Source organism: Massilia sp. BAP21, from assembly GCF_057801335.1.
In genome coordinates, this window is sequence record NZ_CM173596.1 from 3,351,000 (window position 1) to 3,375,647 (window position 24,648).

22 protein-coding genes and 1 pseudogene are annotated in these 24,648 nt (G+C 66.2%); 11 read left to right on the forward strand and 12 right to left on the reverse strand.

Features of this window, described 5'->3' with window-relative positions; genetic code table 11:
- Positions 1–4: 4 nt before the first annotated feature.
- Positions 5–1,204: an RNA-guided endonuclease InsQ/TnpB family protein gene (locus ACWYRN_RS14765; protein WP_488688370.1), complete on the forward strand. Its 1,200-nt coding sequence runs from the start codon at positions 5–7 to the stop codon at positions 1,202–1,204.
- On the opposite strand, the gene ACWYRN_RS14770 is transcribed toward ACWYRN_RS14765, so the two are convergent.
- The 7 genes and pseudogenes from ACWYRN_RS14770 to ACWYRN_RS14800 form a co-directional block, all read right to left on the reverse strand.
- A complete protein-coding gene (locus tag ACWYRN_RS14770) occupies positions 1,201–1,416 on the reverse strand; it encodes a hypothetical protein (RefSeq protein WP_488688371.1) in 216 nt (71 codons plus the stop codon). The genes ACWYRN_RS14765 and ACWYRN_RS14770 overlap by 4 nt on opposite strands.
- Positions 1,417–1,438: 22 nt before the next feature.
- Positions 1,439–2,185: a helix-turn-helix domain-containing protein gene (locus tag ACWYRN_RS14775; RefSeq protein ID WP_488688372.1), complete on the reverse strand. Its 747-nt coding sequence runs from the start codon at positions 2,183–2,185 to the stop codon at positions 1,439–1,441.
- A 109-nt stretch (positions 2,186–2,294) separates the two neighbouring features.
- Positions 2,295–2,692: pseudogene (locus ACWYRN_RS14780) on the reverse strand (VOC family protein).
- An 18-nt stretch (positions 2,693–2,710) separates the two neighbouring features.
- The gene (locus tag ACWYRN_RS14785; protein WP_488688373.1) at positions 2,711–3,610 is read right to left on the reverse strand and encodes an alpha/beta fold hydrolase; all 900 of its coding nucleotides are present in this window, start codon (positions 3,608–3,610) and stop codon (positions 2,711–2,713) included.
- A 28-nt stretch (positions 3,611–3,638) separates the two neighbouring features.
- Complete coding sequence (locus ACWYRN_RS14790; RefSeq protein WP_488688374.1) at positions 3,639–4,862, reverse strand: ABC transporter permease; 1,224 nt, start codon at positions 4,860–4,862, stop codon at positions 3,639–3,641.
- A complete protein-coding gene (locus ACWYRN_RS14795) occupies positions 4,859–5,620 on the reverse strand; it encodes an ABC transporter ATP-binding protein (protein WP_488688375.1) in 762 nt (253 codons plus the stop codon). Before ACWYRN_RS14795 ends, ACWYRN_RS14790 begins: the two co-directional genes overlap by 4 nt.
- Positions 5,620–6,834 carry an efflux RND transporter periplasmic adaptor subunit gene (locus ACWYRN_RS14800; RefSeq protein ID WP_488688376.1) on the reverse strand — a complete coding sequence of 405 codons (1,215 nt, stop codon included), beginning with the start codon at positions 6,832–6,834 and terminating at the stop codon, positions 5,620–5,622. The genes ACWYRN_RS14795 and ACWYRN_RS14800 overlap by 1 nt, the downstream gene beginning before the upstream one ends.
- A 230-nt stretch (positions 6,835–7,064) precedes the next feature.
- Here ACWYRN_RS14800 and rpiA point away from each other — a divergent pair, with 230 nt between their 5' ends.
- From rpiA to ACWYRN_RS14825, 5 genes are all read left to right on the forward strand, one after another.
- Positions 7,065–7,742 carry a ribose-5-phosphate isomerase RpiA gene (rpiA, locus tag ACWYRN_RS14805; protein WP_229439255.1) on the forward strand — a complete coding sequence of 226 codons (678 nt, stop codon included), beginning with the start codon at positions 7,065–7,067 and terminating at the stop codon, positions 7,740–7,742.
- A gap of 28 nt (positions 7,743–7,770) precedes the next feature.
- On the forward strand, positions 7,771–8,109 hold the full coding sequence (locus ACWYRN_RS14810) for a hypothetical protein (RefSeq protein WP_488688377.1): 339 nt from the start codon (positions 7,771–7,773) through the stop codon (positions 8,107–8,109).
- A gap of 158 nt (positions 8,110–8,267) precedes the next feature.
- Positions 8,268–8,951 carry a hypothetical protein gene (locus ACWYRN_RS14815; RefSeq protein WP_488688378.1) on the forward strand — a complete coding sequence of 228 codons (684 nt, stop codon included), beginning with the start codon at positions 8,268–8,270 and terminating at the stop codon, positions 8,949–8,951.
- 16 nt (positions 8,952–8,967) lie between these two features.
- Positions 8,968–9,636, forward strand: coding sequence for a hypothetical protein (locus tag ACWYRN_RS14820; RefSeq protein WP_488688379.1), 669 nt, complete (start codon positions 8,968–8,970; stop codon positions 9,634–9,636).
- A gap of 138 nt (positions 9,637–9,774) precedes the next feature.
- On the forward strand, positions 9,775–10,326 hold the full coding sequence (locus tag ACWYRN_RS14825) for a DUF488 domain-containing protein (RefSeq protein WP_488688380.1): 552 nt from the start codon (positions 9,775–9,777) through the stop codon (positions 10,324–10,326).
- On the opposite strand, the gene ACWYRN_RS14830 is transcribed toward ACWYRN_RS14825, so the two are convergent.
- Together ACWYRN_RS14830 and argA are read right to left on the reverse strand one after the other, a co-directional pair.
- Positions 10,327–10,599, reverse strand: coding sequence for an oxidative damage protection protein (locus ACWYRN_RS14830; RefSeq protein WP_229439260.1), 273 nt, complete (start codon positions 10,597–10,599; stop codon positions 10,327–10,329).
- Positions 10,600–10,634: 35 nt separating this feature from the next.
- Positions 10,635–11,948, reverse strand: a complete 1,314-nt coding sequence (gene argA, locus ACWYRN_RS14835) for an amino-acid N-acetyltransferase (protein WP_305824265.1) — start codon at positions 11,946–11,948, stop codon at positions 10,635–10,637.
- Positions 11,949–12,002: 54 nt separating this feature from the next.
- Between argA and hrpA the strand changes: the two genes are divergently transcribed.
- Positions 12,003–16,334 (forward strand): ATP-dependent RNA helicase HrpA, encoded by a 4,332-nt coding sequence (gene hrpA / locus ACWYRN_RS14840; RefSeq protein WP_488688381.1) that lies wholly within the window; start codon positions 12,003–12,005, stop codon positions 16,332–16,334.
- A gap of 293 nt (positions 16,335–16,627) precedes the next feature.
- Here the strand turns inward: hrpA and ACWYRN_RS14845 are convergent, their stop codons facing one another.
- Together ACWYRN_RS14845 and ACWYRN_RS14850 are read right to left on the reverse strand one after the other, a co-directional pair.
- A complete protein-coding gene (locus tag ACWYRN_RS14845) occupies positions 16,628–17,323 on the reverse strand; it encodes a PRC-barrel domain-containing protein (RefSeq protein ID WP_488688382.1) in 696 nt (231 codons plus the stop codon).
- 413 nt (positions 17,324–17,736) lie between these two features.
- Positions 17,737–18,777 (reverse strand): SDR family oxidoreductase, encoded by a 1,041-nt coding sequence (locus ACWYRN_RS14850; protein WP_488688383.1) that lies wholly within the window; start codon positions 18,775–18,777, stop codon positions 17,737–17,739.
- A gap of 168 nt (positions 18,778–18,945) precedes the next feature.
- Here ACWYRN_RS14850 and ACWYRN_RS14855 point away from each other — a divergent pair, with 168 nt between their 5' ends.
- On the forward strand, positions 18,946–21,084 hold the full coding sequence (locus ACWYRN_RS14855) for a gluconolaconase (protein ID WP_488688384.1): 2,139 nt from the start codon (positions 18,946–18,948) through the stop codon (positions 21,082–21,084).
- A gap of 25 nt (positions 21,085–21,109) precedes the next feature.
- On the opposite strand, the gene ACWYRN_RS14860 is transcribed toward ACWYRN_RS14855, so the two are convergent.
- Positions 21,110–21,871: a hypothetical protein gene (locus ACWYRN_RS14860; protein ID WP_488688385.1), complete on the reverse strand. Its 762-nt coding sequence runs from the start codon at positions 21,869–21,871 to the stop codon at positions 21,110–21,112.
- 169 nt (positions 21,872–22,040) lie between these two features.
- On the opposite strand from ACWYRN_RS14860, the gene ACWYRN_RS14865 reads away from it, so the two are divergent.
- The 3 genes from ACWYRN_RS14865 to ACWYRN_RS14875 are packed head-to-tail and all read left to right on the forward strand — an operon-like array spanning position 22,041 to position 24,645.
- Positions 22,041–23,303 (forward strand): sensor histidine kinase, encoded by a 1,263-nt coding sequence (locus ACWYRN_RS14865; RefSeq protein WP_488688386.1) that lies wholly within the window; start codon positions 22,041–22,043, stop codon positions 23,301–23,303.
- On the forward strand, positions 23,300–23,932 hold the full coding sequence (locus ACWYRN_RS14870; RefSeq protein WP_488688387.1) for a response regulator: 633 nt from the start codon (positions 23,300–23,302) through the stop codon (positions 23,930–23,932). Before ACWYRN_RS14865 ends, ACWYRN_RS14870 begins: the two co-directional genes overlap by 4 nt.
- Positions 23,923–24,645: a MipA/OmpV family protein gene (locus ACWYRN_RS14875; RefSeq protein WP_488688388.1), complete on the forward strand. Its 723-nt coding sequence runs from the start codon at positions 23,923–23,925 to the stop codon at positions 24,643–24,645. The genes ACWYRN_RS14870 and ACWYRN_RS14875 overlap by 10 nt, the downstream gene beginning before the upstream one ends.
- Positions 24,646–24,648: the final 3 nt, after the last annotated feature.

Below are 24,648 nucleotides of genomic sequence, written 5' to 3' on the forward strand. Positions count from 1 at the left end.
CGCGATGATCCTGGCCCATCGAATTCGGCTCAACCCCAATAAAGTGCAGGCAACGTATCTGGCGCGTGCAGCCGGGACCGCGCGGTTCGCCTACAACTGGGCACTGGCCGAATGGGGGCGGCAATTAGAAGCGTGCAAACTCGACCCAGCCTTGCCCAAGCCAAACGAGGCGGCGCTACGGCGCCATCTTAACGCCATCAAGCGCACGCAATTCCCGTGGATGCTGGAAGTGACAAAGAATGCGCCACAGATGGCGATCATGCAACTGGGTCGCGCTTTCCAGAATTTCTTCGAGAAACGGGCACGCTACCCGAAGTTCCGGCGCAAGGGTGGCAACGACCGGTTCACATTGACCAACGACCAGTTCCAGGTCGATGGCAAACGCATCCGTATTCCGAAACTCGGATGGCTGAGGATGCGTGAGACCTTGCGCTATATAGGACGGATTGTCTCTGCGACCGTTTCACGCACGGCCGACCACTGGTACGCCAGCATCAGCATTGACATCTCCGACGCACAGCTGCCGCCAGCCGAAAACCAAAGCGTGGTCGGCATCGACTTCGGAGTGACGCACCTGGCCACCTTGTCGACGGGAGAGAAAGTTGTTGGGCCAAAAGCACTGCAAACATTGCTGGATCGCCTGCGCCGCCTGTCACGTGCTCTGTCGCGCAAGGTAAAAGGTTCGTGCAATCGCAAGAAGACAAAAGCCAGACTGGCTCGCTTGCACGCCAGGATCGCCAACGTGCGCGCAACCGGCTTGCACCAGCTCAGCGCAAGTATCACCCGGCGCTTTCACACCATCGGCATCGAGGATCTGCACGTCAAGGGCATGCTCGGCAACCGGTGCCTGTCACGCGCGATTGCCGACATGGGCTTTGCCGAACTGCGCCGCCAGCTCGTGTACAAAGCGGTGCGGCGCGGTGGCCAGGTAATCGTCATCGATCGCTGGTACCCCAGCAGCAAGACCTGTTCGTGCTGTGGTTGCAAGTTTGATGCACTCAGCCTCGATGTACGCCAGTGGACCTGCCCTGGATGCGCAACGCACCATGATCGCGACGTCAATGCGGCAATCAACCTAAGAAACATGGCGGTGAGTTCCACCGTGTCGGCCTGTGGAGGGGAATGCGCTGGCCCTGTGCTTGATGTACAGAGCGAAACCGGCCCCAGTGAAGCAGGAATCCAGCGAAAAGTTAACTATGCTTAGCTTTGAGTAAGTCTGGGAGAACGGAACTGCGCCTTGTTCGACAGGATGATGCGCTTGGTGCCGTCCGGCTCGACGATGTTGATGCGGCCCACGGTAATCTCGTCGAAGGTCTCATGGCGTGCAGGCGTCCTGGCGCCGGTGAGCGTGACGATGGCGGCCAGGGCGGCTGCCATGGTGGCTGCGCCGGTAAGAAAAGTGCGAATCTGTGACATGGTTTCTCCTCTGGTTGGCGAATCAACGCAACTTGGTTTTCAGGCGGCGCAGGCGCCATTCCAGGAACAAGCCAATGAAACCGCTGGCCAGCACGATCGCGCCGATGTATTGCAGCAGGCGGTTAGCGGGCGCCTGCACATATCTGGTATCGATCAGGTCGAAGCGGCGGCGGCCGTTTTGCGCCGGCTCGCTATATACGGTGCCGCGGCTCTCCGGCCACTCCACGGTCATGGGCCGCGCCCGGTCGCTGCGGAAGGCCGCCATCTGCTTCGACGTTTCCGGTTGCGTCAGGAGGCCGGCCGCCATCTTCAGGGCCACGATTTCGTCGTGCTTCTCGAAGATGTTTTCCGGCTCGCCGTTGAGAATCACGCCGGGCGAGGTGTATTTGTAGATTTTGTTGGAAAAGAAAATGCCGTCATTCGCGGCCAGCATCAGGGCAAAGCCGAGTAGCCAGGCTGCGCCGGAACCGACCAGCCACTTCTTCGAATCCTTCAGTTGGGTGGCGCTTGCCACCGTGGTGAACCGGGTCACGGCGGGAATATGGTTGAGCGTCGTCGACAGCACGTCCCTGTCGACCTCCTTCAGGAAGCTTGCCTCATCCATCCCCAGGCCGGCGAGGATGGTGGAAAACATCTCGGCCGAGGGCACGGATTTATCGTTTTCCAGTTTCGACAAATAGGATTGCTCGATGCCTGCCGCCTGCGCAAACTGCGGCTGGGTGAGTCCTTTCTCGGTTCGGATCTGTTTCAGTCGTTCGCCAAAATTCATGATCAGCTTTCCTTTTATTGATGGGAAAGTCATATTCTTTGCCATTCATGCATGACTTGAAAGATGAATATCCGCGAATACAGATGAATATGAAAGGAATCGACTCCAGTCAGGCTGATTCTGGTTCATGGCACACGACGCACAGCTTGTTGCCGTCCGGGTCCCTGACATAGGCCGCGTAATAATGCGCGTGGTATTCCAGCCTGAGGCCAGGTGCGCCTTCCGTTGCGCCGCCATGCCGCATCGCCGCCTCATGCGCCGCGTCCACCACCGCCCAGCTGGCGGCCATGAATGCCACCATCTGGCCATTGCCCGCGGCATGCGCCATCCGGTCATACGGCGCGCCGATCAGGAACAGGGGACGCGGCCCCGGCTCAGATTGCCAGCCCGCCCATGGCCGTTCGCGGTCGCAGAAGCGCAGGGATTGCCGAGGACGTCCATCAGCGCCGTATAGAACGACAGGGCGTGTTCGAAATCAGCGACGCCGACGAAAACATGTGAATACATGGCAGCCCGCGGCTTGCCTTACTGCGCGTTCAGGAAGGTCTTCATCTCCGCCTGGAAGCGCGCCGGCTGGTCCCACATGATGAAGTGGGCGCTGTCCGGGATGCGGGTCAGGGTGAGCGCCTTGACCGGCGAATACGCGCCCCTGTAGGCGGCGTCGAACTGGGCGGCCGGGATCGGCACCGTTTTGGGCTGGACGTAGAGCACCGTCACCGGCACCGTGATCTTCGCCAGCTCGGGAATCAGGTTGGTGACGATCAGCTCGCGGTACGCGCGGATGCTCACGTCGGCGTCGCTGCTCATTGAATCGCTCACCGCGCCGGCGCGCATCGATTCGGTGTCGACCATGCCGGCGATGGTGGCGTTGGCATTCGTACGGCGTTGCTCGGGCGAGGCCGCGCGCATGCCGGCGGCAACCTGGTCTGCCACCGCCGCCACCTTGTCGGGGCCCGCGCCCGGCCCGGCGAAGAACATGCCGAGATAGGGGAACATGTCGACCACCATCAGGCGCGACAAGCTGTCCGGATGGCGCGCGGCCAGCATCATGCCGATGGTGCCGCCCATCGAGTGGCCGATCACGGCCGGCCCCTTCAGGTCCGCTTCCTTGATGTAGCGCGCGATTTCGTCGGCCACCGGCGCGGCCACGTTGCCTTCCTTGTTGGCGCCTGCTGGCTGGCCGGCGAAGCCTGACACCTGCACCAGGTGGTAGCGGTAGCCCGGCACGGCGGCGACCGTCGAGGCCCAGGTGCGCGGCGAGGAATTCAGGCCGGGGATCAGGACCACGTCCGGACCGGAACCTTCGGTACGCACCGTGATGCGTTCCGAGGCGAAGGGCGCGGCCAGCGCTTGCGTGAGCGGCAGGGCGGCGCCGGCGGCCAGGGCGGCGATGAAGGTACGGCGCGAAAGCAGTGTGAAGCGCATGCAGATCCCCAGGTTCGTTGTTGGATAATTATTCGTGGCGCAGGCAATCGACCGGCAGCAGGCGCGAGGCCCGCCGCGCCGGATAAAAGCCGAAGAACACGCCGACCGCGCTGGCAAAGGCGCAGGCCACGATCACGGCCTTCAGGCCGACCGCCACCTCGAAGTCGGCAAAGGCGGTAACGGCCGCCGCGCCGGCCGCCGCAATCGCGATGCCGACCGCGGCGCCGGCCAGGCAGATCACCACCGCCTCGACCAGGAACTGCAGCAGGATGTCGCGCGGCTTGGCGCCGATGGCCATGCGGATGCCGATCTCGCGGGTGCGCTCGGTCACCGAGACCAGCATGATGTTCATGATGCCGATCCCGCCCACCAGCAGCGAAATCCCGCCGATCACGCCCAGCAGCAGGGCAATGCCCGTGCTGATCTTGGCGCCGGTGGCGGCGAAGGTCGCCATGTTCTGCACGCGGAAGTCGTCCGGGTCGTCGAGCTTGATGCGGTGGCGGTCGCGCAGCGCTTCCTTCATGTCCTCGACCGCGTCGTTCATCAGCGCTTCCGAGCGGCCCTGGGCGGCGATGTAGTGCACGTTGTCGGGGAAGGGCCCGCGCACCATGTAGGCGCGCGCCGCCGTGATCGGCACCAGCACCATCTCCGACAAGTCGCCGCCGTCGATCTGGCGCCCTTCGCCCTGCAGCACGCCCACCACCTGGAACGCCACGTTCTCGATGCGCAGGTAGCGTCCCAGCGGGTCGAGACGGTAGAAGAACTGGTCGGCCACCTTCTGGCCGATGACCACGGTGCGCGAGGCGGCGCGCACGTCGTCGTCGGTGAACATGCTGCCCTGGTCGATCTTCCAGTTGCGGATCTTGAACATGGCCGGCGTCACGCCGAACACCAGGCTCGACGACGTCTCGTTGCCGGCGGCGAGCTTGAAGCTGCCCTGCAGCGCGGGCGCGGCGCCCGACAAACTCGGCAGGCGGCCAAGGGCCTCGGCGTCGGCCAGCGTCAGCGAGGGCGCGGCGCCGCTGCGCATGCGCTCGGCCTGGGTCCGGTCGCCGCCCGGGAACACGTAGACCATGTTGGTGCCCAGCGCCTGCAGTTCCTTGGCGATGAAGCGCTGCATGGTGTCGCCCAGGGCCAGCATCAGCACCACCGAGGCGATGCCGATCACGATGCCGAGCATGGTCAAGGCGGTGCGCAGGCGGTTTGCCGCCATCGAGCGGAAGGCTTCGACGATCACTTGCAGGAGCTTCATGCATTGCTCCCCTGGCCTGGCGCATGCGCCAGGTGCTCATGGCTGGCGGCCAGCTGGCGCAAGCCTTCCCCGGCCGGGCCGTCGTACAGCACGCGGCCATCCTTCAGGCGCACCAGGCGCCGGCTCCAGGCGGCGATGTCGGGTTCGTGGGTGACCAGCACGATGGTGATGCCGCGCTCGCGGTTCAATGCCTGGAACCCGCGCATGATCTCGTCGCTGGTTTGCGTGTCGAGGTTCCCGGTCGGCTCGTCGGCGAGGATCAGCGGCGGGTCGCCCACCAGGGCGCGCGCGATCGCCACGCGCTGTTGCTGGCCGCCCGAGAGCTGGTTCGGCGTGCGCTTGCCGAAGCCGGCCAGGCCCACGCGTTCGAGTTCGGTCGCGGCCTTGGCCAGTGCGCGTGCGCGCGGCACGCCGGCGTAGATCAGCGGCAGCGCCACGTTCTCGGCCACGCTCATGCGCTTGATGAGGTTAAAGCTCTGGAACACGAAGCCGATGGTGCGGTTGCGGATCTCGGCCAGCTGGGCGCGGCTCAGGGCGCGCGTGTCGGCGCCATCGAGCAGGTAGTCGCCGCCGGTCGCCTGGTCCAGGCAGCCAAGGATGTTCATCAGGGTCGACTTGCCGGAGCCCGACTGCCCCATCACCGCGATGAAGTCGCCGCGCCCGACCTGCAGGTCGACGCCGAACAGCACCGGGGTTTCGACGCTGCCGGAAAAATAGCTCTTGGTGACGGCGCGGATGTCAATCAGGGCCTGATGCATCACATGCCCTGGCTAGGCGCCAGCGACCGCGTGACCACGCGCTCGCCGGCCTTCAGGTCGCCGCTCACGATCTCGGTATAGCGGAAGTTCGACAGGCCGATGCGCACGTCCACCGGCTTGGGCTGGTTGCGGGCGTCGAGCTTGTAGATCTTGAAGACGCGCGCCGTGTCGCTGCGGTCCTGCAGCGCCAGGTCATCGTCCGGCGCCGCGGCCGGGGCCGCAGCCACGGTCTTGTTCGCATCCTGCTTTTCACGCTCGGCCTTGCGCTCCTTTTCCTGCTCCTCGTCGGACAGGCGGAAACGCAGCGCCGCGGTCGGGATGCGCAGCGCCTTGGGGCGGTTGTCGACCACCAGGCGCACCTGGGCCGTCATGCCGGGTTTCAGCAGTTCGTCGGTGTTGTCGACGTCGAGCACGACGTTGTAGGTGACCACGTTCTGCACCACGTTCGGCGCCAGGCGGAACTGGCGCATGGTGGCGTTGAACTCGCGGTTCGGATAGGCGTCGACCACGAAGCGTCCGGCCAGGCCGCTCTTGAGTGCGCCGACGTCGGCTTCCGAGACACTGGTGTCGATCTGCATCTTGGTGAGATCCTGGGCGATCTGGAACAGGTTCGGCGTGTTGAACGAGGCGGCGACGGTCTGGCCCAGGTCGATGGTGCGCTTGATGACCACGCCGTCGATCGGGCTGCGGATCACGCTGTTGTCGAGGTCGGCCTGGGCGCGGTCGACCTGGGCCTTGGCCAGCAGGATGTTGGCGCGTGCCACGTCGAGCTCGCGGCGCGACTGGTCGAGCGCCGAGCCGGACACGAAATTCTGCGCCACCAGCTGGCGGTTGCGTTCGTAGTTGGACTGGGCCAGGCTGAGCGAGGCCTGGCTCGAGGCCAGGCTGGCGCGCGCCTGCCCGACCTGGGCGTTGAAGATGGTGGGGTCGAGCTTCAGCAGCACCTGCCCCTTCTTCACGCGGTCGTTGAAGTCGGCCTTCAGCTCGACCACCGTGCCCGAGACCTGCGAGCCGACGTTGATCAGCGCAACCGGGTTGATGGTGCCGGTGGCGGTGACGGTGTGGGTGATGCTGCCGGTATCGACGGTGGCCACGCGGTAGGCCAGCGGCGGCACCTTCGGCTCCTTGCCGCGGCTGGCGACGGCCAGGGCCACGGCGCCGGCGCCGAGGAGGAGGGCGGCCACGATGACCCGTTTCTTCGTGAAGATCTTCATTCGGTTCTGCCTGTCACAATCCGATGCCAGAGATTAATTTTGAACAGTGTCGAAGATTTTTGTTGTTTCGGCAATGCATTATGGGTATGCATGTCGCGAAATCGGATATGCACGCCGCCAGCCGGGCGCGGGCGATGAAAGGTGGCCGAAAGGCGGAGCGAGGGTAGGGCGATCCGTTAAAATGTCACCTTCATTACCGATTTATCCATTACCAATCCAGGCGAATCATCATGACTCAGGACGAACTCAAGCAAGCCGTTGCACGCGCCGCCATCGACTACGTGGTCGAAGGCGAAATCATCGGCGTGGGCACCGGCTCGACGGCCAACTTCTTCATCGACGAGCTGGCGAAGATCAAGGACCGCATCAAGGGCACCGTCGCATCGTCGGAAGCCACCGCGGCGCGCCTGCGCGGCCACGGCATTCCGGTGTTCGACCTGAACGAGGTCGAATCGATTGCCGTCTACATCGACGGCGCCGACGAGATCACCGACGAAGGCGCGATGATCAAGGGCGGCGGCGCGGCGCTCACGCGAGAAAAGATCGTCGCCTCGGTGTCGAAGCAATTCGTGTGCATCGCCGACGGCTCGAAACTGGTGCCGACGCTCGGCAACTTCCCGCTGCCGGTAGAAGTGATCCCGATGGCGCGCGCGGCCGTGATCCGCCGGCTGGCGGCGCTCGGCGGCCAGCCGCGCCTGCGCACCAAGCCAGGCAGCACCGACGCTTTCATCACCGACAACGGCGGCGAGATCATCGACGTGGCCGGCCTGGCGATCGCCGATCCGGTGGCGCTAGAAACGCAGATCAACGGCATCGTCGGCGTGATCGCGGTCGGCCTGTTCGCCCAGCGCGGCGCCAACGTCTGCCTGCTCGGCACCGCCGACGGCGTCAAGACCCTGTCCTTCTGATCCTGACTGTTCATTCCACGGAGACGCGATGAAACGACTGCTGGCGCTGGCGGCCCTGGTCCTGGTGGGTGGCTGCGCGATGTTCAGGTCCAGTCCCATGCCCACGGCCGCGGCGCCGGCGCCAGTCAACCGTGCTCCCGCGGCGGGCCTGGCCGACGCGAATGGCGTGCCGATCGAGCGCGTTCCCTACCGGGTGGGCGTGTCTTCGAACACGGTCGAGCAGCTGGCGCGGCAACATGCCTGCATCGGAAGCAGCGGCGCCGGCCTGATCACCGCGGAAGGGCCGGTCGAGGTCTACCGCATGCAATGTGCCGACGGCAAGGTGTTCATGGCGCGCTGCGAGCTGCGCCAGTGTCGCAAGATGTAAGACCGTGCCGGCTTCGGGAAGGCTGTTGCTTTCCTGATGCTTGCCGAGGCGCAAGTCGATGTGAAGCCTCCGAATGAATCGTGTATATTGGCGGGTTTAGTGACTGACCAGTCATTTTTTGGCGGGCTCTTCGGCCTGCCGATTCCTTCCTTTTATCCATGAATCCACTTTCCGCCCAATTCGACCGGATCGACCCGCGCCGGATCTATCTCCAGCGTTTCCTGTTGCTGTGCCTCTTTCTTTGCTACCCGCTCTCGCGCATGGTGCCGGTGGCCTGGGGCTGGGAAAACGGGGTCGTGGAAAATACCCAGGTCGTGGTCTTGCTGGCCGGCCTGTTCTTCGCCGCGCGCGCCTGGCTGCGCGGCCCGAACGATGTGCGCTCGGCGCTGGCCCTGTGCGCGATTCCGATCTGGATGATCCTGGCCGGCCGCGAACTGAGCTGGGGCGCCGTGTTCCTGCCGCCGCTGGGCTTTACCCCCGACGGTCCGGTCTACTCGTCGAGCATCCTGCCCTACCGGCCGGCAGTCCCCTTCGTGGCCGGTTTGCTGGTGCTGGCTTCCCTGGTCATCGGCTGGCGCCGCGGCGTGCATCGCCACCTCAAGAATATCGTCGCGCACCGCGCCTTCCCCTGGCTGTGCGTGCTCATCGTGCTCGGCGCCGCGCTCGGTTCGACCATCGGGGAGGGGCATCTGCCCAGCTTTGCACGTGACCTGGTCAAGCGTTCGGAAGTGCTGGAAGAGATGGCCGAATGCGTGGGCTACCTGGCGATGGTGACGGCGCAAAGCGTACTGCTGCGCTTCAAGGCGCCGGCGCTGGCCGGTGCGCGTACGGTAGAAGCCTGATCCGGCGTACTCCTTCATGCAAATGAATTCGTCCGTGCGCCTGCAGCGCATCTTGCTGCTGTGCCTGTTGCTCTGTTATCCGCTGTCGCTCGTCATTCCGCTGGCGTGGAGCTTCGAAAACGGGATCATCGAAAATGCCCAGGTAGTGGTCTTGCTGGCCGGCCTGGTGCTGGCCGGCCGTGCCTGGCGGCGCGGCTCGAAGGGCGGCGCCGCCATGCTGGGCCTGTGCGCAGTGCCGGTCTGGTTCCTGCTGGCCAGCCGTGAACTGAGCTGGGGCGCCGTGTTCCTGCCGCCGCTGGGCTTCGGACCCGAAGGGCCGGTGTTTTCGTCGCGCGTGCTGCCTTACCGGCCGCTGGTGCCGGCGATTGCCGGCTTGCTGGTGCTGGCGTCCCTGGTCGTTGGCTGGCGCCATGGCGTGCACCGTTACCTGAAGCGGGTGATCGTGGGCGGCGGCTTCCCCTGGATGTGCGTGCTCGTGGTGCTTGGCGCCGCGCTCGGCTCGACCTTCGGGGAAGGACATGTGCCGGCGTTTGCGCGCGATTGGGTGGCGCATTCGCAGGTGCTGGAAGAGTTGTGCGAGCTGGTGGGGTACATGGCGCTGGTGCTGGCGCAGGGTGTGGTGCTGCGCTACAGGGCGCCGGTGAAGACGCCTGTATCGAAGCGCGCCGCCGAGAGCATCAACTAGGCTGCGCCGCTCAAGTATTGGTTTCGTGTAGGGTGGACGGGTCTCCCGTCCACGCGTTCGACCTGCGCATGCTTTACCACGGTGCTTCTTTGGTTTGAACGCGTGGACGGCGAAGCCGTCCACCCTACGGAGACCCACGTGAGCACGCACACCGTCTGCACCATCGGCCATTCGAACCAGTCCATCGAGGAATTCATCGAACTGCTGCGCCTGAACGAGGTCGAATGCGTGCTCGATATCCGCACCGTTCCCAAGTCGCGCCACAATCCGCAGTTCGGGCAAGACCAGTTGCCGGCCTCGCTGAAGGAAGCCGGCATCGGCTACCGACAGATTCCCGGCCTGGGCGGGCTGCGCCGTCCGCGTCCGGATTCGCCCAACGGCGGCTGGCGCAATACCTCGTTCCAGGGCTACGCAGACTACATGCAGACGCCGGAATTCAACAGGAACGTCGACCTGGTGGTTGACCTGGCCGAAACAACCCGCTGCGCCCTGATGTGCGCCGAAGCCGTGCCCTGGCGCTGCCACCGTTCGCTGGTGGGCGATGCGCTGCTGGTGCGCGGCGTGGAGGTGGAAGACATCATCGGTAAACAAAAACGGCGTCCGCACAAGCTGACGCCGTTCGCGCAGGTGGAGGGCACCCGCATCATCTACCCGCCCGAAGGGGGCGAGCAGCTGGGACTCGATCTCTGATTACGCGGTCGGCGGCACGTAGCCAACCGCCTGGTCCGCGCCTTCGCCGAAGAAGTGCTTTTCCATCTGCGTGGCCAGGTACTTGCGCGCGCGGTCGTCGGCCAGGTTCAGGCGGTTTTCGTTGATCAGCATGGTCTGGTGCTTCAGCCATGCCTGCCAGGCTTCTTTCGAAACCTGCATGTAGAGCTTCTTGCCCATTTCGCCTGGCACGGGCGGGAAATCCAGGCCTTCGGCTTCCTTCTTGAGTTTGATGCAATTAACGGTGCGGGCCATGGTCGTGCTCCTGATGTTCGATGTAAAAACAGCGATTATAAAGTCTTGATGAAAATCTGACTCTTGCGCTGCCAGTTATACATGTGGGCGCGGTCCTTCGGCAGGTCGTCGACGGTGGCCGGCTGGAAGCCGCGCTTCTTGAACCAGTGCGCGGTGCGCGTGGTCAGCACGAACAGCTTGGTCAGCCCGGCGGCGCGCGCGCGGTTTTCCATGTGCTTCAGGATGCGCTCGCCGTCGCCCTGGGCCTGGACGTCGGGGTTCACGGTCAGGCAGGCCATCTCGCCCATCTTCGCGTCCGGGAAGGGATACAGGGCCGCGCAGCCGAAGATCACGCCGTCGTGCTCGATGACCGAGAACTGCTCGATCTCGCGCTCGATCAGCTCGCGCCCGCGGTAGACCAGCGTGCCGTCGGCTTCCAGCGGTTCGATGAGCTTGATAATTCCGCCGACGTCCTCAATTGTGGCCTGGCGCAGGCTTTCCAGGTTTTCGTGGCTGATCATGGTGCCCACGCCGTCGTGGGTGAACAGTTCGAGCAGGGCCGAGCCGTCCATCTGGAAGGGCACGATGTGGGCGCGGTCGACGCCGCTGTTGCAGGCCTTGACCGCATGCTGCAGGTAGAACGAGGCGTCCTGCGGCAGGAAACCGGCCTGCAGCACGGCTTCGGCCTGGTGCGACGACAGTTCGCGGATCTCGGCGCCGGCGGCATCCGTCATCATCGGCGTTTCGGTAATGTAGATCAGCTTGTCGGCATGAAGGGCGATGGCGGCCGAGGCGGCCACGTCTTCCATGGTGAGGTTGAACACCTCGCCGGTCGGCGAGAAGCCCAGCGGCGACAGCAGCACCAGGTTGTCCTCGGTCTGCAGGATCGGGGCGATCTTGTCGGCCGCGATCTTGCGCGTCATGCCGGTGAGCTCGAAGTCGACGCCATCGATCACGCCGAGCGGGCGGGCGATCACGAAGTTACCCGACACGATGCTGATCTGGGCGTTCGACATCGGCGTGTTCGGCAAGCCCTGGCTGAAGGCGGCCTCGATGTCGAGACGCAGTTCGCCCGCGGCTTCCTTGGCGCATTCCATGGCGGCGGTGTCGGTGATCCGCACGCCGTTGTGGAAGCGGCCTTCGACATTGCGCAGGCCGAGCTGCTCGGCCACCTGCGGCCGCGAACCGTGCACCAGCACGATGCGGATGCCGAGTGCGACCAGCAGGGACAGGTCTTGCGCCAGCACCGGCAGGGCGCCGGCGGCCACGAGTTCACCCGGGAAAGCGACGACGAAAGTCTTGCCGCCAAATGCATGAATATACGGCGCGACAGAGCGCAGCCACTGGACGAATTGGGTAGGGTTTTCCATTTGCCGCATTATAATTCGCTGCGCGACTTGCGCACCAAATACCTCGTAAAAACAATGTCTGAACAGAGTAACAAGCCTTCGCCGGACGCGGCGCGCGCAGCATCTTCTCCATCCGAATCGAACCCGCGGCGCGAGCGCGCCGGCGGCGAGTTGCGTGCGCCGATGACGCAGACGCCGGACGGGCGTTTGCAGACGAAGGGCGAGCGCCGGCATGCGGGCGAGGGCGGTGCGCAAGTGAAGGGAGGCGAGCAGGGCGAACGCCGCGCGCAGCGTGCGCCGCGGCCGCAGAACGAGCGTGGTGCGCAGGGCAAGCCGGCGCAGGACGGGCAGCCGCGCGAGCCGCGCCAGCCGCAGGGCGAGCGTGCCGAGCGTGCACCGCAGGGCGAGCGCGCCGAACGTGCGCCACGTCCACCGCGCGACGACGCCAGGGCGCCGCGCGCGCCGCGCGTGCGCAATCCGCTGCCGCCGATCAGCTATCCCGAAGACCTGCCGGTATCGGGCCGCCGCGCCGAGATCGCCAAGGCGCTGATGGAGCACCAGGTCGTGATCGTCTCGGGCGAGACCGGTTCCGGCAAGACCACGCAGCTGCCGAAGATCTGCCTGGAGCTGGGCCGCGGCGAGAACGCGCTGATCGGCCATACCCAGCCGCGCCGTATCGCCGCGTCGTCGACCGCGAAACGCATCGCCCAGGAACTCGGCTCGCCGCTGGGCGAGCACGTGGGCTTCAAGGTGCGCTTCAACGACACCCTGCAGCCGGGCGCCTCGGTGAAGCTGATGACCGACGGTATCCTGCTGGCCGAAACCCAGACCGACCCGCTGCTGCGCGCCTACGACACCATCATCATCGACGAGGCGCACGAACGCAGCCTGAACATCGACTTCCTGCTCGGCTACCTGAAGCAGCTGCTGCCGCGCCGTCCGGACCTGAAGATCATCATCACCTCGGCGACCATCGACGCCGAGCGCTTCGCGCGCCACTTCGCCCAGGAAGGCAAGCCGGCGGTGCCGGTCATCGAGGTCTCGGGCCGCCTGTACAAGGTGGAGGTGCGTTATCGCCCGGTCGACCGCGACCCGGTCGTGGTGGGCGGCGGCGTCGACAACAAGCCCGCACCGAAGGCGCAGCAGGCGCGCGACAAGCGCGACCTGATCGATGCCGTGGTCGATGGCGTGGATGAACTGTGCCGTATCGGCCAGGGCGACGTGCTGGTCTTCCTGCCGGGCGAGCGCGAGATCCGTGACTGCGCCGAAGCCTTGCGCAAGCAGCATCCGCCGCACGTCGAGATCCTGCCGCTGTTCGCGCGTTTGTCGGTGGAAGAGCAGGACAAGGTATTCCGCACCACGAATGCGCGCCGCATCGTCCTGGCGACCAACGTGGCGGAGACCTCACTGACTGTGCCCGGCATCCGCTATGTGGTCGACGCGGGCCTGGCGCGCGTAAAACGCTACAGCTTCCGCAACAAGGTCGAGCAGCTGCAGGTGGAACCGATCGCGCAGTCGGCCGCGAACCAGCGCGCCGGCCGTTGCGGCCGCGTGGCCGATGGCGTCTGCGTCCGCCTGTACGAGGAAGACGATTTCCTGCAGCGGCCGAAGTTCACTGAGCCGGAAATCCTGCGCTCGTCGTTGGCGGCCGTCATCCTGCGCATGAAGTCGCTGCACCTGACGGATGTCGAGACCTTCCCCTTCATCGAGCCGCCGCAGGGCCGCGCGATCGCCGACGGCTACCAGTTGCTGCAGGAAGTCGGCGCCGTCGACGACACCAACGAGCTGACGCCGCTCGGCCGCAAGCTCGCGCGCCTGCCGCTCGACCCGCGCGTGGGCCGCATGATCCTGGCCGCCGTCGACAACGACTGCCTGAACGAGATGCTGATCATCGCCTCGGCCCTGTCGGTGCAGGACCCGCGCGACCGGCCGATGGAATACCAGCAGCAGGCCGACGAAAAGCACAAGAAGTTCGCCGACGAGAAGTCCGAGTTCAACAGCTACCTGAAGATCTGGGCCTGGTTCGAAGACGCCATCGCGCACAAGAAGTCGAACCGCCTGTTGCAGGAAAACTGCCGCGCCAACTTCCTGTCGCAGGTGCGCCTGCGCGAGTGGCGCGACGTGCATTCGCAATTGCTGACCATCGTACGCGAGCAGGGCTGGCGCCTGAACGCGGCCGCCGCCACCTACGACCAATTGCACCTGGCGCTGTTGACCGGCCTGCTGGGGAACATCGGCTTCAAGGGCGAGGACGAGCCGGGCGCCGGTTACCTGGGCGCGCGCGGCATCAAGTTCCACGTGTGGCCGGGTTCTTCGCTGGTGAAGAAACCGGGCAAGTGGATCATGGCGGCCGAACTGGTCGAGACCACGCGCCTGTACGCGCGCACCGTGGCGCAAATCCAGCCCGAGTGGCTGGAAAAGATCGGCGGGCACCTGCTGAAGAAATCCTGGGGCGAGCCGCGCTGGGAAAAGCGTCCGGCGCAGGTGAGCGCGCTGGAACGCGCGACCCTGTACGGCATCGTGGTCTACAGCGGCCGGCGCATCAACTACGCGCTGCACAACCCTTATGAAGCGCGCGAGATTTTCATCCGCGATGCGCTCGTCGCCGGTGACTACGACACGCGCCAGCCCTTCTACGCGCACAACCTGAAATTGATCAAGGAGATCGAGAACCTCGAGCACAAGTCGCGCCGCCAGGACGTGCTGGTGGACGACCAGCTGATCGCCGCGTTTTATGACGCCGAGATTCCGAAGGACGTGGTGAACGGCGCCGGCTTCGAGAAGTGGTACAAGGACGCCTCGCGCGACAACCCGAAGCTGCTGTACCTGAACCGCGAAGAACTGATGCGCCACGAGGCGGCCGGCGTGACGACCGAGCTGTTCCCGAAGACGATGAACGTGACCGGCATCGAGATGGGCCTGTCCTATCACTTCGAGCCGGGCAGTGTGCGCGATGGCGTGACGCTGTCGGTGCCCTTGTTCGCGCTGAACCAGATTCCGCAGGAGCGCGCGGCCTGGCTGGTGCCGGGCATGCTGAAGGAGCGCGTGCACCTGATGCTGAAGTCCCTGCCGCAGAAGCTGCGCCGCCACTGCGTGCCGCTGCCGGATTACGCGGCGCGCTTCGTCGAGCGTATCCATGCGGCCGGCGTGTTCGGTCGCGGCGACCTGATCGACGTGCTGATTGCGGACGTGCGTGCCGAGACCGGCGTGAACGTGCTGACCGGCGACTTCAAACTGGAGACCCTGCCGGCCCACCTGTTCATGAACTTCAAGGTGATCGACGAGCATGGGCGCCAGCTGGACATGGGGCGCAATCTCGCCACCCTGCAGGCGGAACTGGGCAGCCAGGCGCGCGAGAGTTTCCAGAAGATGGCGGAAGCGGCGCCGGCGGCCGTGGGCGGTCTGCGGCCTGCCGTGGCGACGCCGGCGAGCTGGGGCAAGGGCAAGGCGCCATCGACGCCGGTTGCCGCTCCTGCCGCTGCCTCGGCTGCACCTGCGCCTGCTCAGGGCAAGGGGAAGGGCGGGAATACGCCTGCTGCGGCTGCGGCGCCTGTGGTCAGCCAGCACACCGGCTTGACGAGCTGGAGCTTCGGCGAGCTGCCGGAACTGCTGGAGATCAAGCAGGGCAAGCTGACGCTGATCGGCTTCCCGGCCCTAGTCGACAAGGGCACGCATTGCGACATCGAGGTCTTCGACGATCCGAACGTGGCGGCGCGCACTCACCGCATCGGCCTGCGCCGGCTGTTTGCGCTGCAGTTGAAGGACCAATTGAAGTTCGCCGAGAAGAACATCCCGGGACTGCAGGGCATGGGCATGCAGTTCATGACCGTGGGTTCGCAGGAGGAGCTGCGCGACCAGATCATCCAGAAGGCGATCGACATCGCCTGCCTGCAGGACCCGCTGCCGCACGATGCGGCCTCGTTCAACAAGCGCAAGGACGAGGGCAAGGGGCGCATCGGCTTGCTGATCAACGAGATCGCGCGCCTGGTGGGGTCGATCCTGGCCGAGTTCCATGGCATGCCGAAGCGCTTGAATGGGCTGGCTGCGCCGGTGGCGGCCGACATGCAGGCGCAGCTCCAGGCGTTGGTGCACAAGCGCTTCATTGCCGACAACGAGTATAGCCAGCTGGCGCACTTCCCGCGTTACCTGAAGGCGATGAACGTGCGGCTGGAAAAGCTGCGCGGGAATCCATCGCGCGATGCGCAGTTGATGGCGGAGTGGCAGAACGCGGCCAGCCAGTACCAGCGCATTTCCAAGCAGCCGGGCAAGAGCCTGGACCCGCGCATGACGGAGTATCGCTGGATGCTGGAGGAGTTGCGGGTGTCCTTGTTTGCGCAGGAATTGAGGACGCCGATGCCGGTGTCGGCGAAGCGGCTGCAGAAGGTGTGGGAGTCGATGATCCGCTAAGGCCGTTTTCGGCCAGCGGCAGTGACCGTACGGTGGGCACTCCGTGCCCACGCGGTTACGTGCTCATCCAGCGTCCGCTGCGTGAATGCTTCGCTCCGGAACGCCGGCGATATTGTTGGCGCTAACGTGACGCTTTTGGATGCTGTGGTGGCGTGATGCGGCTTGCGTCACAGTGAGAAGCCAACACGGCGCAGGCGTTCGCGTGGGCACAGAGTGCCCACCGTACGGTTCAGGCCGCAGGCCCTGTGAAACGAATTCGCCACGCATCAGGTGGCGAATTCGCCTGGCTATTCTCAGCCGATATTGCTGCCCCTGATCTTGCTCAGGTCCTTGTCGTCGCCCAGGTTGCCCGGACGTGGATCGATGCTGCCGCCACCGCCGGTGCCCAGCGCCGAATCGTCGCTGATCCCGGTGCCGCTGCCCATCGTGCCTCCACCGGCGGCGCCCAGGCTGCCACCCGCACCCGTACCGCTGCCCGCATGCCCGGCACCCAGCCCGCCACCCGCACCCATGCTCGAGGCCGAGCCGCTCAGCCCGCCTACCGTTCCGCTCATGACCACGCCCGGCCCCATCGTCGGGGCGCCGCCGCGGGCCGGGTCGGTGCCATAGAAACTGTGGATCCCGTTAGCCCAGGTGACGTCGGCCATGTCTGGCCAGGAATCCTTGTTGAAGCCGGGCGCCGTTTTCAGGCGTTCCTTCTCGACGTTCAGCACGAAACGCTTGTTCACGGTGTCGAGGTGCAGGGCCTGCCAGGGCACGGCGAACAGTTTTTCGCCCATGCCGAGGAAGCCGCCAAAGGCGAGCACGGCGTAGGCAACCTGGCCGCTGTTCATGTCGAGCATGATTTCCTTGATGTCGCCGAGGTCTTCTTCCGCCCCGTTGACGACGCTGTCGCCGATCAGCGTGTCGGCGCCCATCAGCGAGGGGCCGGGACCGGCGCTGCCGGTGTCCTTGTACATGCCATATTTGTCACGATCTGCGTAGCCCATCTCGTTCTCCCTGGTCGGTATGGAAAATATGGTTGCAAGCGCTTGCCTGTCGAGGATAGGGGCCGGCCTTGCGGCACCCATGATATGGCTCAATCGTGCCGGGGCGCGCGCGTTTGCCTGTCACGGCAGCGTCATTCGAGCATGCCTAAGATATCGCTATGCGCGCTGGCGCACAGAAGAAACTCAGCTGTGTAGTTATTCTGCCAAGTAATGTTTCGGAGGCTAAAGAGATGACCGTCACTTCGCGCTGCAACCACCCCGGCCCACTGGGCAAACTGATCCCGACCCGTTCGATCTCGTCGCTGCTGACGCGCCTGCTGCGCAAGCGCTGATCGCGTCCTGCAAGCCTTGCCGGCCGCGCCAGGACGCTCGTCCCGCGCGGCCATCGATGCTTGCCGTAGTAGCGACGGCGCTTACGGATTCCCCGCGCCGCCGGCCACGCCGTACACCTGCCCGGTCGTGTAGCTCGACTCGTCCGCCGCCAGCGTCACGAACGCCAGCGCCAGTTCGGCCGGCTGGCCCGGGCGGCCCATCGGCGACTCTTCCCCGAACTTCTTCAGGTTTTCCGGCGTCTGCCCGCCGCAGACCTGCAACGGCGTCCAGATCGGCCCCGGTGCGATCGCGTTCACGCGGATGCCCTTCTTGCCCAGCTGCTTGGCCAGCGACTTGGTGAATGCCACCTGGGCCGACTTGGTCGATGCATAGTCGAGCAGGTTCTCGGAAGGGCTGTAGGCCTGCACCGAGGCGGTGTTGATGATGCAGCTGCCCTGTTTCAGGTGCGGGATCGCCGCCTTCGTGATCCAGAACATCGCATACACGTTGGTCTTGAAGGTCCAGTCGAACTGCTCGTTGGTGAGATCGAGGATGGAGTCGTGCGACTGCTGGCGCGCCGCGTTGTTCACCAGGATATCGAGCCCGCCCAGCTGGCGCACCGCCTCGGCCACGAGCTTGCGGCAAAAGGCTTCGTCGCGGATGTCGCCGGGAATGGCTACCGCCTTGCGGCCGGCGTCCTGGATCAGCTTTACTACTTCGCGCGCATCGGCTTCCTCGGCCGGCAGGTAGTTGATGGCCACGTCCGCGCCTTCGCGCGCAAAGGCGATGACGGCGGCGCGGCCGATGCCCGAGTCGCCGCCGGTGACGAGCGCCTTGCGCCCGGCCAAGCGCCCGCTGCCGCGGTAGGTGGTTTCGCCGTGGTCGGGGCGCGGGTTCATCTTGCTGGCCAGCGCGGGCCAGGGCTGCGACTGCACGGCGAAGGGCGGGCGCGGGTAGCGTGCGGCGGCATCCTTTGCGCGGCCGGCGGGCGGCTGGCCTGGCGCGGCATCGCCGCTCTGGGCCATGGCGGGGGAAGTGGCGACTGCGGCGGCCGAGGCGGCAAGACCGGTGGCGACGGTGCTGACGAAGCGTCGGCGCGATGGCTGCGCACCATCGGCCGGCTTCTCGTTGTTCGAATCCATGTGTGCTCCTGGGTTGGTGGAAGTGGCGCCGCGACCCGACGGTGTCGGCGGCTGTAATCGATGGTAGCGATTCCCGGCAGAGCGCGGCATACGGTAGGCGCGAGGCCCCAATGCAAACCCGGCCGATCGGGTAGACTGCCGGGTTCAGCAACGAGCGGGCGGTAAGCAGTGAAACGAATAACGGTCATCGCGGCGCTGGCAGGCGCCGTTCTCCTGGGCGGCGGCGCGGCCTGGTACTTCACAAACAGCGGCGACGCCAGCGCACCGCGCCGCGCCTTGCTGCCGCTGCCCGAGGCGGCAACAAAGCCCGCATGGACGGCGCGCGTGACGCCGCTGGCCGGCGACGGCATCAACGGTGTGGTCGATGGCGACAGCGCCGTCAGCCGCTTCAGCGACCCCTTCGGCGTGGTGGTCGACGTGAAGGGCAACGTCTTCATCGCCGATGGCGGCGACAGCAACCGCATCCGCCGCATCGGTGCGGACGGCGTGGTCGGCACCTACGCCGGCGGACGCGAAGGCTTTGCCGACGGCATGCGCGAGGCGGCTGCCTTCAACACCCCATCCGCGCTGGCGCTGGACCGCGCCGGCAATCTGTACGTGGCCGACACCGGCAACCACGCGATCCGCAAGATCGCGCGCGACGGCAGCGTGACCACGCTCGCCGGCGATGGCCAGCCCGGCTACCTCGATGGCATCGGCCGCACGGCGCGCTTCAACGGCCCGGTGGGCGTGGCGGTCGACCGGGACGGCAACGTGTTTGTCGCCGACACCTACAACGACCGCATCCGCCGCATTGCCCCGGACGGCACGGTGACCACGGTGGCCGGGAATGGCCGGCCGGGTGCGATGGACGGCGCCGCCGCCACGGCCGGCTTCGACACGCCGGTCGGCATTGCGGTCGACAAGAGCGGTACGCTGTTCGTGGCCGATACCGGCAACAACGCGGTCCGCCGCATTGGCCTCGATGGCGTGGTGACGACGGTCGCGGCGCCGATCCCCGGCGAGCCGAAGCCGGTGCTGACCCGGCCCGCCGGGCTGGCGCTGACAAAAGACGGCTACCTGTACGTGTCCAGCGGCGCCGGCGGGCGCATCGTCCAGATCGCGCCGGACTTCACCTATCACGCGCTGCCTGACACCGACCGTCCGCCAGAAACCAGCTATGGCAGCGACGGCACGGTGCGCCTGTTCGGGCCGCGCGGCATTGCCGTGCGCCGCGATGGCAGCCTGGTGGTGGCCGACGCCCAGGCGCTGCGCGTGTTCTCGCTGGCCGCGCCGCGCGCGGGCGAAGCGGTACCGACACCCCTGCCGGCGGCGCCGGTCACGCGCACCGAGCCGATGCCCTGGCCGGTGGGGCCGCAGACCGAAGTGCACGAAGTGGTCGGCGTGATGGGCGAGGTGCGCGGCAGCTACGATGGCGAGAGCCGCCACCACTTCCATGCGGGCCTGGACATCCGCGCCGACGTCGGCGCGCGCGTGCTGGCCATCGTGCCCTCGAAAGTCAGCGACCCGTATCCGAACTGGGCCTTCGGCAACCTGGTCGAGGGCATGAGCGTCGGGCCGCTGTCGTACATCCACATGCGCGTGGGGCGCGAGAGCAACGGCAAGGCGCTCGATCCGCGCTTCCATTTGCTGCTCGATGCGCGCGGCAAGCCCGAGCGCGTGCGCGTGCAGCGCGGCACCCGCTTTGCGGTGGGCGATGCGCTCGGCACCATCAACCCGATGGCGCACGTGCACATGGAGCATTACCCGGCCGGGGCGCCGTCGAATCCGCTGCTGCTGCCTTTCATCGGCCTGCGCGACACGATCGCGCCGACCATCAACGGCATCGCCCTGTACGACGGTGGCGGGCGGCGCATCAAGGCGGGGCGCAAGGGCGAGCCGCTGCGCATCGAGCGCGCGATGGGCGACGTGAACATCGTGGTCGATGCGTATGACCAGATGGACGGCAACCTGGCGCGCCGGCGCCTGGGCTTGTACAAGCTGGGCTACCAGGTGCTGCGGGCGGATGGCACGCCGGTGGCCGGTTTCGAGCAGCCCTTGATCACGCAGGTGTACGACCGCTTGCCGCGCGATCAGGAGGCAGTAAAGCTGATGTATGCAGACAGCAGCGGGATCACGGTATATGGCAGCAAGACCACGCGCTTTGCGTATGCGGTGAGTAATACCCTGCAGGGTGGGCAGGCGCTGCCGGGGAGCTGGAAGGTGGGCGGGCTGACGCCGGGCGAATACATCCTGCGGGTGTATGTGGCCGACTACGCGGGGCTTGTCGCCGTGGAAGGGCGGGACCTCTCCGTATTGGTGGAGTAGATACTGCAGCCTCGACTGCCTGCGCTTATTCGTACAGGGTGCCGAGGGCGACCGGCTTTGTCTCGGTGAACACCACGCCATCGGCCGGCCAGTCGGCAAACCGGTAGAGCGCGACCTTGTACCGCCCCATCGTATTGTTCTCGAAAGGCTGTCCTTCGCTCATCGGCAGCAGCCGCTCGGTACCGGCCGCGTCGCGATGCAGCACCCGCGGCGGCCCACCGGACAGGCGGTAGACGAATTTGACGCCGGCGCAGTGCTTGCCCAGCAGCCGGAAGCGGTAGCCCGATACACGCTGCGCATCGATCAACTGTGCGCACGCCGCGCGCAGTTCGGCGGACGGATAGATGCCGTCGGCCTTTTCCCGGATCGAGTAGCGTCCGCTGAAAGCGTAGTGGCCCTTCTGGCGGTTCAGGCGCAGCACGGCATCCTCGTCAAACGCGGTCTTGAGCATGGGCAGCACGGCGCGGCCGATTTCGTCGACCGCAATCTCGACGTTCGTCGTCTCGCCCACGATTTGCACGCGCAGGCCCTCCATCGGGACATCCGGCCGCAAGGGGCGGATCTGCATGTGCGCCTGGATCAGCGGCCGGGTGCGCAGATAAGGTTCGAAGAAGCGGGCCGCCTGGTAGGCGCGCCGGTAACTGTGCCATTCCGAGTCGCGCGCCGCGTTCACGAACACCTTGGGCGGTTCCGGTTCCGGTACCTGCTCCGGTTGCGGCGCGGCCCGGGCCTGCACAAGCAAGGCTGCAACAGCCAGCGCCAGGCCGGCGAACATCGTTTTCCTCATCGAATCCTGTCAAGGCGCAGTGCGCGCGCAGTGGTAATCCAGCAGCGCCATTCTATGGCCGCCCCGGAAGTGCTTTCCATGTGCCGAAAGTCATGGCCGGGCGGCCAGACGCTTCCTACGCCGCAGGGGCTCGCGTAAAATTGCATTTTGGACATATCATAACGCAAACATGCACCCACTCCCTTTCCATGAACGGCCGCCTGCCGCCACGCGCTACGCCGGCGCGGCGCTTGCCGCCGGTGGCATTTGCGCCATCTCGGAACTGGCGTCGCGCTGGGTGCGCGGGACGAGTGGAGACAATCTGCACAATCCGATCGGCATGGCTGCCACCCAGGTCGCGACCATGTTTACGCCGGCGCCTTCGCTCGTCAGGGCAGGTTCGGAAAGAGCGGAGCTGGCGCTGCGCCTGTTCGTGGGCGCCGAGGCGCTGCTGATCGCGCTCTTCATCGTCCTGCTGTACCGCTGCACCTTCCGCAAGGGCGGCCCGGGTACGATGCTATTGATCGGAGTCCAGCTGGCCATCGGCATGGTGCTCGATTCGCTCGTCTTCAGCCTGCTGGCGACGGTGCAGCTGGCGGCGCTGCTGCCGCTGCGCACCGGCCTCGCCGGGCTGGCCGCACAGTTCGTGGTGGGCATGGCGCTGGATGTGTACCTGCTGCTGTACGCCGAGTCGCAGTTGAGCGACGGCAGCGTCCGCACGGTGCTGGCAGTGCTGGTCTTCGAACGCTGCATGCTGCCGCTGGCGTTCGGCTTCGCCTGGCTGGTGCGCAAGGACCGCGAGGTGCGCCTGAAGCTGGCCGCATCGCATGCGCAGCTGCAAGCTACCCAGGCGCTGCTGGGCGACACGGTGCGTGCATCCGAGCGCATGCGCATTGCGCGCGACCTGCACGACTCCATCGGGCATCACCTGACTGCGCTCAACCTGCACCTCGACTTGGCGCTACGCCAGGCCGGGACCGGCGCCGGCGCGTCCCTGCACACCTCGCGCGAGCTGGCCCATGGCTTGCTGTCGGAAGTGCGCGGCGTGGTCGGCATGGAGCGCGAACAGCGCCAGGTCGGTATCGGCCAGGCCCTGCGGCTGTTATGCGCAGGCATTCCGGCGCCGGCGATCGCGCTCGAATTGGCCGACGACATCGACGCCTGTTCGCCGGCGGCGGCCCACGCCCTGTTCTGCTGCGTACAGGAGGCACTGACGAATACCATGCGCCATGCGCGTGCGTCGAGACTGGTGATCCGGGTAGCGCGCCGTGGCGAAGCGCTGGTTGCGTCGGTGGCCGACGATGGCCGCGGCAGTGCCGCGCCCGAGGGCAACGGCCTGGCCGGCATGCGCGAGCGGGTGGCGGAACTGGGCGGCATGCTGCGCATCGACGGCAGGTCCGGCCGCGGCTTCGCGCTGTCGATCGAACTGCCGGCGTACGGGGTGGCGGCATGATCCGGGTTGTGCTGGTGGACGACCAGACGCTGGTACGCAGCGGCATACGCGGCCTGCTGGAGCTGACGCCCGACATCCGCGTAGTGGCCGAAGCGGCCGACGGCGCCGGCGCGCCAGGCGTCATCGCCGCGGCGCAAGCGGACGTCCTGCTGCTGGACGTGCGCATGCCCGAGGTTTCCGGCATCGAATTGCTGCAGCGCGAAGGCGCGGCACTGCCGCCCACGATCCTGTTGACCACCTTCGACGATGACGCGGCCTTGTTCGAAGGCATGCGTGCCGGCGCCCGCGGCTTCCTGTTGAAGGACATTTCGCTCGAACGCCTGGCCGATGGCATCCGCAGCGTGGCGGCGGGCGCAACCCTGTTCCGTCCCGCGCTGACCGAGCGTACCCGCGCCAGCTATGAACGCAGCAGCAGCGGGATCGGGCCTGCACCGGCAGCGGCGCTGACCGGCCGCGAGACCGAGATCCTGGCGCTGATGGCGGCGGGCTTCAACAATGCCGAGATCGCCGCCGCGCTGGGGCCGAGCGAAGGCACCATCAAGAACCACGTGTCCAGCATCCTCGCCAAGCTGGGCGTGCGCGACCGCGTGCGCGCCGTGCTGCGTGGACTGGAGCTTGGATGCATATGAAGTCCGTCCCTGCCTGCGCGCTGGCTGCGCTGCTGGCCAGCGCCGGCTGTCGTGCCGACTCGCCTTTCCTGATGCCCGAGCACTCCAGTGAATTCGCTGTGGGGGCGGCGTGGGTGTACCGGGAAGAGGACCAGGGCAGCGCGCGCCGCGCCGCGTTTTTGCAGCCCCATTTCCAGGGCGAGTGGAGCAATGGGGTATTTGTGAACGGGCTGTGGCTGGGCAGGCAGCTCTCGGGCACGCCGCACCTGCGCTATGGACCGATGCTGAGCCTCGGACGCGTACGCACTTCGCAGGATGGCAGCGATGGCCGCCTGCGGCCGGTGATCGGCGCCTTCTGGGAATACCAGGTCCTGCATAACCTGGCCATCAGGACGCATGGCTTGCGCCTGGCCGGCAAGCATGGCGGCGGCCTCCTGGATGTACAGCTGGCCTCGGCCGATAGCGTTGCGCCGCACCAGACGCTGGGCTTCACGGCCGGCCTGCGCCTGGCCGACCGGCGCTACCTGCAAGCCAGGTTTGGCGTCGGCGAGGGAGCGTCGGGCGGGGTGAAGGACGTGTATGTCGGGAGCTTCTGGGAGTGGGACCTCAATACCAGGTACACCGTCCGTGCCGCACTCGATTACGCGCGGCTCGAAGGCAGTGCGGCGGCCAGCTACTGGACCGCCAGGCGCAACAGCCTGGCGTCGTCGGTGCGGCTGACCTACCGTTACTGACTG